Raw genomic sequence first — 12,054 nt, 5'->3', positions numbered from 1 at the left:
GCTCCCACATCAGAGCCTTCTGGGCGACCGTGTAGTAGATGCGTGTGCGGTACTTCATCTGCAACACTCCTGCTGCCTTACGCAGCGATCAGTGTGTTGCACGGACCGGTTGAATCCGCCCTCCGAGAGCGGCCGTGCGACGGACTGCACTCGCTGCGAAGCTGACGTCTGCTCGAGGGTGGCCGAGGCGCCCAACAGGGCTGTCGCTGGCACTGCAAGAAGGAGACCCCCACGCGGTTCGCCGGTCATAGGAACCAAGCAACAGCCCTGGTCCGAACTCCCCGTGGCCTGAGCTGTACCGCAATTGCGCTACAATGTTCGAATGAAAACCGCCACCATCCCTTCGGTCCGTGTCGAGCCGGAGTTGCGCGCCGAGATCGAAGCCTTGCTGGATGAGGGCGAAACGCTGTCGGAATTTGTCGAAGCCTCGGTGCGAGCGAGTGTCGAACGGCGCCGCGTTCAAACCGAGTTCGTGGCCCGTGGCCTTTGCTCGCGGGATGAGGCGCGCCGGACGGGCAATTACGTAGACGCCGACCTTGTCGTTGATGCCTTGCAGCGCAAGCTCGATGCGGCGCGCGCACGAGTTGCGAAGACACGCGGGTGAGTTTTCGGGTTCGTCTAACGCGAGAAGCCGAGGCTGATCTAGAACGCTTGTTCGACTTCCTACTCGAGCGCGAGTTGGCACGTGATGGCGGGGATCTAACCTTAGCTGAACAAGCCGTAGCGGCCGTGCGATCCGGCATGATGACTCTGCGGAGTTCACCGTTCACCTGCCGGAAGGTCGGCTCTAGCGCGTTCCTGAGGGAACTGATCGTTTCCTTCGGGCATTCCGGCTACGTCGCACTTTTTGAGATTCAAAATGCGGACGAGATAGCGATCCTCGCTGTGCGTCATCAGCTCGAGGACGACTACCACTAGACCTCGGGCTGAACTTGCGCCGACGCGCGGCGCAGCGCTCTGCGTGGCGCGGGTTGACGTAATGATTCTTGGCGCGACAGCCCGTGTAGCAGCAAAGTTGCAATGTCGCTTTTGGGCAAAGTTCAGATGTCGCCCAAGCTCGTCGCCAGAGCTTCTGGAGACGAGCATGTCGAGGATTGCAGCGAGCATCACGAGAGCATGCGCGAGGTCGACCGGCTTAAGACCGTGCAGCGCGTGGTGGACCGGATGCTCTCTGTCGGCCGAGCCGCCCAGGGCCTGGGAATGAGCTGCCGCCAGCTCGAGCGCCTCATCAGCCGATACAGGGTCGCCGGCGCGGCGGGACTCGTGTCCGGCAAGTGCGGGAAGCCGAGCAACAACCATCTCGCTGACGGCGTGGCCAACCGAGCGATCGCGCTCATCCGGAAGCGTTATGCCGACTTCGGCCCGACACTCGCGTGCGAGAAGCTGCGTGAACAGCACGGTCTGTCGATCAGCAAGGAGACGGTTCGCAAGCTCATGATCGAGGACGGCCTGTGGAAGCCGCGCCGTCAGCGAGCCGCCAAGATCCATCAGCCGCGCAACCGTCGAGCCTGCCTAGGCGAGCTCGTCCAGATCGACGCCAGCTCGCTGAAGGCCCCTCACAACCCAGCGCCTCAACTACGATGAAACATCGCGGGCTCTCGAGTGAACTGCTCTGAACCGCGGCGGCAGCGCAGCAGGCACATCCCGTCACCGTTGCCTGCTGCAGCGCCTTGTTAAACCAGACCTTTCACTGCCGGTTCTGAGTAGCTACATCAGACGTGCCTTCTTGCTTGACGCTTTTGTGCGGCGTGAGAGGGAGTGTTCCGCCAAGGCCGCTGTCACTAATGTCCTCGTTCTCACCGCCCACTTGGGGCCTTGTCTAACCGCCTCCAGCATAGCTGAACTAGCCTCAGCGAAGAACATCTTCTCGTCTAAGCCGATTCTTCTAAAGGCACCGCGCTGCACCTGCGCTCGGTATCTTAAGTCTCCTTCTATGGCGTTGCCTTCGCGGATGACCTTCGTGAAGAATTCAGCAGCGGCTCGGAGAGCGGTCAAGGCATCATTCGACAAGGCCGGAATCGCCCTAGGTGCCGACATCCGACGTTGTGAGATAAACGTGTTCTGCCCCACGACAAGTCCCCACTCACGAGCACCATCGACGGGATTGACGGTCAAAGCCTCTAGTTTGGTCAGTCCGAATGCCCTCGAAAGTCGCAATCTCACGGCCAACCAGGGCGCGAATCGCGCCACTTCTTCCATGGCGGTATCGGCTTCAACGTCAAGCCCCGTGATCGGAAAAACCAATGAACGCATCAGTTTCCACGCCAGTTCGTCGCCCGCATGGAAAGCTTCGAACAGCCACTCGATACCGTGCTCCCACTCCCGCAAGGAACTCGACTCACGCAAGATCGAAGTTCCTAGCTTGCGTTGGGCAACGGCATGGCCCGCGCGCGCCGCCTTTTCTAAGCAGAAACGAGCCATCTGCGGATTCGCCACGGACAGCTCATGGTTGCTGTGCAAGTGATAAAGATGCAGCCACGCCTCTGCCGACCCCGCGTCCGCCGCCCGCAATAACAAGGCAGCACCTTTTCGATAGTTAGTGCCCTCCACTAGATCGCTAAAGGAGACGCTTCCGCAATCTATACCGCAAAGAGCGCGACCCAGGGTATAAGCGGCGCTGTAATCCAAGCGGGCACTCTTCTTCTCTAAGCAAGCCTGAACGATCTTAACGGGCAACCCAGAAAAAGTTGCGGCACTCTCCTCTGCAAGTCTTACGCAGGAATAGAGAACCTCCGCCATCTCAATGGTTACTTGAAACGGCAGTGTGAGACTTGCCAATTTAAGGCAGCGAAGAGCAGCTTTGACGTCTGCACGCCGCAGCGAGTGGCGAGCCGCCAACATAACGGTCTTGTTTAAGTCTAACTCTCCGCCGTGACCCGCGCTTCGCAAATACGTCGGCAGCTCCATATCCCCGAACGGGTCGGGGATTGTCATGGCAAAGCCACCTACGGCCGCTGCTTTTAGTAAGCGGAGTCCTTCAACATAGCTTGGTTCTTGAAGGATTTTCCAAACACCCAGTTTGAACTGGGCGGTTGAACTCCCGGCGCTCGCCGCTGCTTCAAGGGTGTTCATCTCTCCGAGTTCAATGAGCTCTTCAAGTGGAAGGCTATCCGCAATAATACGAGCGACCTCGGATAGGCCGCTGACGCTCTGGTGTTTGAGATACTCAAGCCCGGTGGGCACGTGGCGGTGGAAACCCTCTACCCCCAATAGATATCTCCTCCCTACTTCGCACCGGGCTGCTATGTCTCCGCCGCGTACCGCCGATAAAAGTTGTAGGTCTTTACGCCTCATGTCGGTACAGATCGGGGGCTGAGGGGCCATGCGCGTCCAACAAGTTCGTGCATGGCACCGAATATAAAACTGCCGGTGTAGGCAGGCCCTTGGCTTGCGGACGCATCTCGATCTCTTGCTTGCGCACCCTCCCGGTGCGCAAGCTTCTTACTGCTGCTTCTATTGTGGCTCCAACGGACCATGCTGTCGGAATGCGCGTGTCCATAGGCTTCAAGTGCTTTGCCGGTGCGCAATGCGCAATTTACCTCCTTAGCAGGCAGCGCGCGGAAGTGGTGCCTGAGTGCAAAGTGTCAACGCCAAACCAAAACTGACCCTGGCGTCCATCCCGATTGAACCCTCCGGCGGGACAGCGAGGGCGGGGACGTAAGCTCCCGCCCACAGGACGGGCAAAAAATTTGGAGGCGTTCCCATCTTCAAGGCAGAGTGATGGGGACGCCCCACATCTTGGCGGCCTTAGGTAATGCTAGGCCGGGTTACCGGTGACGGGAGTCTGCCGCAAGCACGGCATCAGCACGGCGAGCTACTACCCGGGGAAGAGCAAAGGAGTCCGAGGGGAAGAACTCCTCGCTCAAACGCACGTAGGCGAGTTGGCGTTGTGCGATCAGGGACGTGCTGCCCCGAAAATTGGCAAGCCGAAATGAAGCTCTTCATGTCGGCAGCGCCACGCCTGTACAGAAGGCTGCCAGGCGCTGGCCGACCGAGTCCAGTCGTGCCCGTCCCATGGCACGGTGTTGGTATGACCTTAAGCATCAGGCCGGCGGGCTTGCCTCGCCCAGCACGGCAACGTTAGCCGCGGCCTTCTCGGCATTGAACGTTAAACGCGCACGCACGACGGCCCGTCGCGCACAAAAAAGGGCCGCCCGAGGGCGGCCCTTTCTTCATGCTAATCGACGCTCGCGCGAGGCAAGCGTCCGATCAGAAGAAGTGACGAACACCAAACTCGACACCACGCGAGTCACCGCCAGCGCGCGGCAGAGCCGTGGCCGACTGGCTGCCCGTCGAGGCGTTCGTGCCGCTCGCCGGGGCGATCGACATGGCCGCGTTGCTGTTGTTGTCGAGGTACGAAACCGTGCCGTACACCGCCGTGCGCTTCGACAGGTTGTAGACGTAGCTCGCCTTCAGCTGCTGAGCCGTGCTGTTGCTGGCGCCGTCACGACGCAGGCGGCTACGGTCATAGCCGACGTGCACTTCGTTCTGGCCGAACGGAATGACGGCGCTGATCGAGCCGCGCAGTTCGCGGTCGTCGGTCGCATTGTCGAGCCGCTCGTAGTCGACATAGCCCATCAGCTTGGCAAAGCCGAAGTTCCACGAAGCGCCGACGTTGACCGACTTCTGATCGTCGTTGGCGATTGCGCCGCCGGGCGCGCCAGCAGTCCAGCCGTTGAAGGCTGCGCCGCGATAGCGGATCTGCGCGGCGGCGACGGCGACGTCGAACGGGCCCGCGGCGAAGCCGACGCGGCCACCCAGATAACGGGCAGCGCGGTCACCCGACGTGCCGCCTTCGCTCGACCCGGCCATGAACTGACCGTACAAGCCCCCGAGGTTAGTCGGGAGGAAGTAGCCGATCGTGTTGTCCTGGCGGGTGCCAGGGTGGCGCTGCGCGGTGTTCAGCGAGCTGCCCAGCCCGACGGTGCCGAAGGCATCGAACAGGGTCATGTTCCAGAACGTCGGCGTGTAGTCGCGGCCGAGGCGGATTTCACCGGCATTGCTCGACAGGCTGACGGTCGAACGGCGGTTGAAGAACTTGCCGTTGGTCGTGCCGCTGTCGGCGTTCACGCCGGCGAGCAGGACGAAGCTGGCCTTGAGGCCGCCGCCGAGGTCTTCGACGCCACGGAAGCCGAGCTGGCTGCTGTTGAGGCCGTCGGAACCGAGGCTGAAGCGACGGGCGGAGCCTTCGTTCTTGACGTAGCGGCCCGACAGGTCGACGGTGCCATAGAGCGTGACGGACGATTGCGCCGAGGCGACACCGGTGAAAGCGCCCAGAACAGCAAGAGCGAGCACAGATTTTTTCATTGCAGCTATCTCCTAGGTTGAACAAGAGGTCCCGATCACGAAATCACCTTCGGTGTCCAGATCAGGCGCAACCCCCTCAGCGGAAGTTGAATAGATTCTCCCAAAGAGCAGAAAGGCGGCATAGCGCCGCCGCGCAAAAAGCCCTTTGTGTTGTCAGCGCGCAACGCCAACTAGATGGCAGCTTGCAAGGAGTGCTTGGCGGGTAGGGGGTCCAGACGTCGAGCAGCACCCCGGGCCGGGTCGCTCTGCGGGAGGAGGCGGGGAAACTTGAGGAGCGTTGATAGCGGGGCAGCGACCAGCGCGACCGGTCAATGCCCGCGAAGCCGCAGCGCGTGGCTGTCGTAGAGGGCGTCCTCGCGCGCCGGTCGGAAAGGCCGTACCCCTTGCTGAAGGCAGAACATGCTCAGCATGCGCTGGGCGCCGCTTGGGGCTCAGCGCGAGCGTTGCGCTGGCGGCGGCCTGCGCTGAAGCGCCCGCATGTGCGGAAGCGTTGAGGCGACTGATCTGTCCATCCGAAGCCGCCTGCGTGGACGACACGTACGAGCCGTAGGCGCTGCCGCCCGTCCGTCGCGTGTGATCCGCTCCGCGATGTCGCGGGCGCACTTCACCCGCCCTGTGGAGGCATCTACGGCTTGGGCGTCGACGCCTGCTTCGGCATGGTCAGGGACAGGCGCCACCTCGCCGTCCGCATGGCAGCAGCAGGATCCAAGAGCACCGAGAAACGACGCGTGGGCTGAGATCGGGCGAGGTGCTGGTACACCCGTGGCGGAGCGGAACGGACGCGAGCAGTCACTATGGTGCCGCCTCGTCGTGCGTCGGAAGGGCATGCAACAGAGGTACGTGTTGCTTCCAGGCATGTCGACGCCGGCGAGCAGACGCCGATTCGGGCTGCTCCGCCGCGGGGTTCAGATGAAGAGTGGCTGGATGAGTCGTTGCGGAAGATGGAAGAGCTGAGCCGCAACGAGGCGCTACGCTTCGAGATCGCGCGCGAGCTTTCCTGAGCCTGACGCGCGACCGCCGCGCCAATCGGCTACGAACTCCAGGCTAAATCCCTCAGGGCTACCGCCCGGGCTTGCCGAAACCCCTCATCGCAGCCAAGCGCGCGTCCCGTTCGGTCGTCAGATAGCCCGATGTCGTAGCAATTGACGCGTGCCCCAGGTTGTTCTGCACGACCTGGATGGGCACCGGGCTCTGCCCGGTTCGTCCGTTGAGGGCGTGCGAACCATGGGTATGGCGCAGCCAATGCGTCGTCGCCTTGCGCAACTGCACCGCGTCCTCGGGCGAGGCCACCGACGCGCTCTCGTTCATGAACGCCTTGATCGACTTCGCCAGAGCGGAAGCGGACCAAGCGGTCGGCGCCCTGCCCGCATCAAACCTCGCCAGCACCGGAACCTCGCCGTTTCCCTCCGCCGCAACGTCCGGGTCGAACCCATGCCTTTCGAGCTCGCCCGAGAGCTCCTCGACCAGGTAGTCCTGCACTGGCACATCACGCGGCTTCTCGCCCTTGCCGACCACCGCGAGCTGCCAGCCGGTCTGGTCGTTGCCTTTGGCGTCGCGGTAGCTGACGCGCTGCAGATCCCCGAGCTTGGCACCGGCGATCTCCGACAACCGGAGCCCCGTCGCGTAGAGCCATCGGATCGCCCGCGCCCGGCGCCTGGCGAACTCGTCCTGCGGCGCCTCGTCCATGCGCGCCTGCAGGAAATCCCACTGCGCAAACGTCAGCGTCCGTCGCGAGCCGATCGCCCTGCCCTCCTGGCGCGGCAGCGACAGGCCTTCGAAGGCGTTGCCGATCAGGTAGTTCTGGCTGACCAGGAAGCCGCAGAGGCTGCGCAGGATGATCAGCGACTGGCGCAACGCCCCCGCGCTGAGCGGCCCTTCGAGCGGCCGCCAGAGCGGCGACCAGCGCTGCCGATGACGTGGCCCGCACCAGCGAACCGGCGGTGCCGCGAGGAACGCCTTGAACGCGTTCGCGTCCTCGACGCTCAGCGACGACAGTGGCTTGCCGTGCTCGACGATCGCCCAGAGCAGCAGGCGCTCGGCTTCCTTGCGGTAGGCGCGGTAGGTGGCGCTCGCCTTGTCCTTCGGCACGTGCAGGGTGGCGAGCCAGGCGCCGATCGCCTCGTAGTCGTTCTGCGCCGCCAGCATGCACTGGTGCTGCGGCGCCCGATAGAGACCGTGCCGGCCGTCGACCTCCGCCGGGAGCACGAACTTCTCGAAGGGAACGATGGCCGTCGCGCGCGGCACGACCGCCTCCAGCTGTACCGGCTGCAGCTTCGTACGGCGGGTTGCCACATGATCGCCGAGCCGGAGACCGGTCGAGCCTTCGTGCAGGCGCAGCCACTCGACGATGCGGCTTGCCTTCAGGTCACCGACGCCAGGCACCGCCGTCCACCAGCGGGCGCCCACGCCGTTGATCCGCGCCACGACATCGGCGAGCGTCCGCATGCCGCCCTTCTCGAGCCTGGCGGCGAGCGTCGGCGCGAACCAGGCGCCGACCTCGTCCTGGGCGCCGGGCTCCTGAGCCACGAGCTGCTCGAGCCAGCGCAGCGCCTCGAGCTGCCGCGCGATGAGGCGAGCGCGTCTGGAGGCCTTGGGCGTGCCGGTGCCGTATGCCTCGACGTAGGCCTCCTGCTGCTCGGCCTGCGAGAAGTCCTCCAACCCGCGCGCGATCGCGAACTCCTCCAGGCTCGGCAGCGCGACGGTCTCCTTGAGCTCCGTGGCGTCGAAGAGCACCAGGCGCGCGGTGCCCGGCTTCATCTCGCGGCGTGCCGCCGCGGCGAACTCGGAGCGGATCCAGGCGATCGTGCTGCGCACCCGGCGCAGATCGGTGTGCTCGCCCTCGACCCGCAGATACCGGTCCCAGCTCTTGCGGGCGTCGATGCCCTGCACCACCGAGCGCATGAAGGCGAAGTGGCCGCTGCTGAGCTTGCGGCGGGTGCTCATCGGCGAGGACTCTCGGCCCGCCGGCCGGGTGCGGCCGCCGAGTCGTGCCATGCGACACTGGTTCGGCCATGAATGGGGACGAACTGGACGCGCTCGAGCGCCGCCTGCTTGCTGCGCTGACCCCAGCACTGCACCGGGAAGCCGCTCGCAACCCAGCCTGGGGATCTTTCCGAGGAGCGGTCGCTGACCGCTACGTCTCCGATCTGCATCTTCAGAACGGCACGTCGTCGTCGGCATCCGCCGAGGAAGACGATCCGGCCGCGGGTCGTCGCTGAGCCTCCTGCGGCGGCGGCTCGAGCTGCGCGTTGCCAAGCGACTGCTCGAGTGCCTTCTCGACGGCATCGATCCGCTCCCGGCAGATCTTGTGCGCCGCGAGCGACTCGCTGACGATCGTGGTCAGGTTGTCGATGTCGGGCTCCTGCTGGTTGCGCAGCGTCTGCGCGTGTTTCTGAAGGACCGCGTAGGCCTCCTTGAAGGTCTTCATCTCGCTCATGCGTGTTCCTTGCCACGGCGAACCGTGGCCTCGATCGATCCATCCTGAAACTGCACCCGCAGATCCTTCGCCTCGCCGGCCGCGCCAGCGCTGGTGACGATCTGCCCGCCCCTGCTGTGCACGACCGCGAAGCCGCGGCCAAGCGTCTTCTCGGGTCCCTGCGCGACCACCTCCCGAAAAGCGCCCTCCGCAGCGTCCGCACCCCAACGCAGGGTGTTTCGCGCCAGGCGCTCGACCTCGTCCACGAGGTCGCGGATGCGCTCGCGCTGCAGAGCCAGCCCCGTGGTGGTGTCGGCATCGATCTGCGCCATCAGCGCTGCCGCCCTGGCCCGCGCAGCAGCAAGGCGGCCGCCGGCGCCTGCCCGGACGTCGCCGAGCGCCTGAAGCGTTCCTTGTGCGGCCTGGTAGAGAGCGCGCTGGGCAAGCCGCTGCACGTTCCCGAGGCGCTCCTGTGCGCCGGCACGCGCCCCGGCGATGCACTCGAGCACACGTTCGCGGATCGTGACGTCGAAGCCGTCGACGTTGGCTCGCGCTGCGCGCAACTGCCGCAACGCCAGGCTTGCGACGTCGTCGAACGCCGCCTGCGAGTCGCGGGCTCGCTTGACGATCAGCGCCTGGACGCCCGCGATGACCTTGCTGGGGGTGTCGAAGCGCTGGTGCGCGACCTCGTCGAGGACGGTGTTGTCGCGCTCGTGGCCGATGCCGGTCAGGACCGGTACCGGGCTCAGGCAGATCGAGCGGGCGAGCTCGTAGTCGTTGAGCCAGGCGAGGTCATTGACGGCGCCGCCGCCGCGGATGATGACGATGGCGTCCGGCAGCTCGGGTCCGGACCAGGCCGCCAGAGCTGCCTCGATCGCCTCCCGGATCGATGCGGCCGCGCCCTCGCCCTCGAAGCGGCTATGGACGTAGACGGCTGCGCAGACGCCGTGCTGCTGCAGGCGGTCGGCGTCCCGGGCGAAGTCGCCGAGGCCGGCGGCACGCGGAGGGGAGACGACGAGCAGCGTCCGGTAATCCCATGGCGCCTGCAGTTGCCGGTTCCGGTCGAAGATGCCCTCGCCCTTGAGGCGCTCGCGGATCTGCCGCTTCTTCGCCTCGAGATCACCGAGCGTGTAGCTCGGGTCGATGGCGTCGATGTGGAGCGTCAAGCCGTACTGAGCGCTGAATTCAGGGCGCGCGCGCACCAGGACCTTGATGCCGGCCGCGAGGCGAACGCCGGTGGCCGCCTGGAACGTGCCGAGCACTCCGGCGACGTCACGCTGCCAGACGATCGCCCGTGCCTTGGCGATGAGCGAGCCCGTAGCGTCGCGCTCGGCAAGCTCGAGGTACACGTGAGGATCGCCGTCGACGCGGACGATCTCGGCGGTCGTCCAGATGCCTTGGCGGAAGGCTCGCTCGACGGCTGAGGCAACGCCGGCTAGCAGCTGCGAGAGCGGCACGCCCTTGCCCGCTTCGACCACGTCCTGGCTGGCGAGTTTGGCCGGATTCACGGGAAGCCAGCTCGCGAAGGGCTCGAGCTCGCGGCCGACCGGCACGAACCACTTGCGCAGTTCGGCGTCCCAGCGAGCGCCCTTTGCCTTGGCTTCAGCCTTGTCGCGGAAGGGAACGTTGAGGTACGTGGTCACTGGCGCTCAGATGCCCGTCACCCAGCGCTCTAAACGATTGACCTGGTGAAGGGTTTCACGGGGCGTAGGCGGAAACGTCGGTCAGGGCTCTCGACACACGGCAAGGAATGACGTTGATCTGGATCTCAGTTTTGAGTTCGACCTGGGGCTGCTGTCAGAACTCGGACTGCATCCTCGGTCAGGCCTTGTAGCGCATGCGGCGGCGACCTTGATGCTCTAGGGGCCCTACTCCGCGCCGACTACGGCGTCGAGGCCTGCGGGGGCCACCGCTGCCTCCTGCTTTTCAGCGAAGGTGCGCGCGGCGATGTAGATGGTGTCCGCCCTCGACACAAGGTCCGAGAGCGATGCAGCCACGACCTCTCCTCCAAGGACCTGCGCGCGATAAGTTACCGGAGGGTCGCTCTGTACCGAGGCGGCGATCTGCTCGTCCAGAACCCCGCGTTCCTGCGCAAGGATTTGCAGGGCGCCTCGGGCTATGACCTCTTTCTGCTGATCTGTCATCGGGTCCTCGAGCGAATTGCATGGATGATAACCAGCCGCGCCAGTGGCTCAGTCGCTGAGCCAGACGATCTGAGGGAACGCCGGATCAGCGAGACACCAAGTCACCGCGCCGAGTGCCACGCGCATGGCAAAGCGCAGCCACCAAGGCTTTCATCAGGACCGGCCGCAGGCGGGTGAGCGCGCCCCTCCCGCCTACGGCGCGGCACTCAAGTGCTCTGCCAGGATGGCGATGCCGATGCCGATCAGGAGGGCTCCGCCCACGATCTCGGCACGCCGGCCGACCACGGCTCCCAAGACTCGACCGAGCATGACCCCCGCGGTGACCATCCCGAAGGTGGCGCAGCCGATCGCCGCCGCGACCCATGCAATGTTGACGTTGATAAAGGCGAGCCCGACACCAACCGCCATGGCGTCGATGCTTGTTGCAAAGCCGGTCACGGCCAGAATCCAGAACGAGTGACGCTGCGGCTTCGTCTCATCGTCATGATTTGAAGCCGTGAAGCCGGCCCAGATCATTTTTGCGCCGAGGGCGCCGAGCAGCGCGAAAGCGATCCAGTGGTCCCAGGCGGTCACGTATTTCGCAGCCACCGACTCGAGCAGCCAGCCCACGAGGGGCGTCAACGCTTCGATGACGCGAAGATTGCGCCCGTGCGTAGCGCCTCGAGCCACCTCGGCCTCTGGAGCGCAGCGCCTTGGCGACGGCCGCGGCAAAGGCATCGGTAGACATCGCCAGCGCAAGCGCTGCGATTGAGAGCGGGTTCATGGGAAGCTGTCCGCCGGGCGAGTCGCAACCACACACCGAGCTGCCGGAATGATCGCGTCCGCGTGCCGATGGTCTCGCCAACCGTACGGTTGCCAGCGCCACGGCTGCGGGCCGAGTATGTTGACGCAGGCGCCTCCTACGAGCAGAGGCCGGCTACTCCCCAAGGGAGCGTTAAGTTTACCGGACCTCCTTCTCGCCTGACGATGCCGGGCGAACAGCTCTTGATAGCGATCCACCATCGCGCCTCGGGCAAGCACATGCGATCGTTTCTCGAACGTGGGCGCCCCCGCGGACGATCGACATTAGAGCCGGCCGCGCAAATCTGAACACGGCGTAAAGTGGACTGGCTGCTCCGATGGGCGAGGATAGAGCCCGAGATTCAGGAGCAGAGAACATGAGCAGAAGACCACGGCGCAACCACTCGG

General features: G+C 64.7%; 8 protein-coding genes, 2 pseudogenes and 1 riboswitch. Of the genes and pseudogenes, 3 read left to right on the top strand and 7 right to left on the bottom strand.

Annotation, left to right across the window (positions count from 1 at the left end; all coding sequences use genetic code 11):
- Positions 1 to 322 precede the first annotated feature (322 nt).
- The 3 genes and pseudogenes from HQN59_RS25555 to HQN59_RS25545 form a co-directional block, all read left to right on the top strand.
- On the top strand, positions 323 to 604 hold the full coding sequence (locus HQN59_RS25555) for a YlcI/YnfO family protein (protein WP_176071957.1): 282 nt from the start codon (positions 323 to 325) through the stop codon (positions 602 to 604).
- Complete coding sequence (locus HQN59_RS25550; RefSeq protein WP_176071956.1) at positions 601 to 918, top strand: type II toxin-antitoxin system RelE/ParE family toxin; 318 nt, start codon at positions 601 to 603, stop codon at positions 916 to 918. Before HQN59_RS25555 ends, HQN59_RS25550 begins: the two co-directional genes overlap by 4 nt.
- A 198-nt stretch (positions 919 to 1,116) precedes the next feature.
- Positions 1,117 to 1,542 (top strand): annotated as a pseudogene (locus HQN59_RS25545) (helix-turn-helix domain-containing protein); the annotation flags it as partial.
- A gap of 165 nt (positions 1,543 to 1,707) precedes the next feature.
- Here the strand turns inward: HQN59_RS25545 and HQN59_RS25540 are convergent.
- The 7 genes and pseudogenes from HQN59_RS25540 to HQN59_RS25510 all read right to left on the bottom strand — a co-directional run bounded on the left by HQN59_RS25540 (position 1,708) and on the right by HQN59_RS25510 (position 11,629).
- On the bottom strand, positions 1,708 to 3,183 hold the full coding sequence (locus HQN59_RS25540) for an SEL1-like repeat protein (protein ID WP_176071955.1): 1,476 nt from the start codon (positions 3,181 to 3,183) through the stop codon (positions 1,708 to 1,710).
- A 1,026-nt stretch (positions 3,184 to 4,209) separates the two neighbouring features.
- Complete coding sequence (locus HQN59_RS25535; RefSeq protein ID WP_176071954.1) at positions 4,210 to 5,307, bottom strand: porin; 1,098 nt, start codon at positions 5,305 to 5,307, stop codon at positions 4,210 to 4,212.
- A 1,059-nt stretch (positions 5,308 to 6,366) separates the two neighbouring features.
- Positions 6,367 to 8,250: a phage integrase family protein gene (locus tag HQN59_RS25530; protein ID WP_176071953.1), complete on the bottom strand. Its 1,884-nt coding sequence runs from the start codon at positions 8,248 to 8,250 to the stop codon at positions 6,367 to 6,369.
- A 211-nt stretch (positions 8,251 to 8,461) separates the two neighbouring features.
- On the bottom strand, positions 8,462 to 8,743 hold the full coding sequence (gene xseB / locus HQN59_RS25525) for an exodeoxyribonuclease VII small subunit (RefSeq protein ID WP_176071952.1): 282 nt from the start codon (positions 8,741 to 8,743) through the stop codon (positions 8,462 to 8,464).
- Positions 8,740 to 10,365, bottom strand: a complete 1,626-nt coding sequence (gene xseA / locus HQN59_RS25520) for an exodeoxyribonuclease VII large subunit (protein ID WP_176071951.1) — start codon at positions 10,363 to 10,365, stop codon at positions 8,740 to 8,742. The genes xseB and xseA overlap by 4 nt, the downstream gene beginning before the upstream one ends.
- Positions 10,366 to 10,590: 225 nt before the next feature.
- Entirely contained in the window at positions 10,591 to 10,866 is a 276-nt protein-coding gene (locus HQN59_RS25515) for a hypothetical protein (RefSeq protein ID WP_176071950.1), read from the bottom strand.
- Positions 10,867 to 11,058: 192 nt separating this feature from the next.
- A pseudogene (locus HQN59_RS25510) lies at positions 11,059 to 11,629 on the bottom strand (manganese efflux pump MntP).
- Positions 11,630 to 11,655: 26 nt separating this feature from the next.
- A riboswitch (yybP-ykoY riboswitch) is annotated at positions 11,656 to 11,798 on the bottom strand.
- Positions 11,799 to 12,054: the final 256 nt, after the last annotated feature.

The sequence above is a fragment of the Rhizobacter koreensis genome (assembly GCF_013366375.1).
Lineage (GTDB): Bacteria > Pseudomonadota > Gammaproteobacteria > Burkholderiales > Burkholderiaceae_C > Schlegelella_A > Schlegelella_A koreensis.
This window is presented reverse-complemented; position numbering and strand designations above follow the sequence as displayed.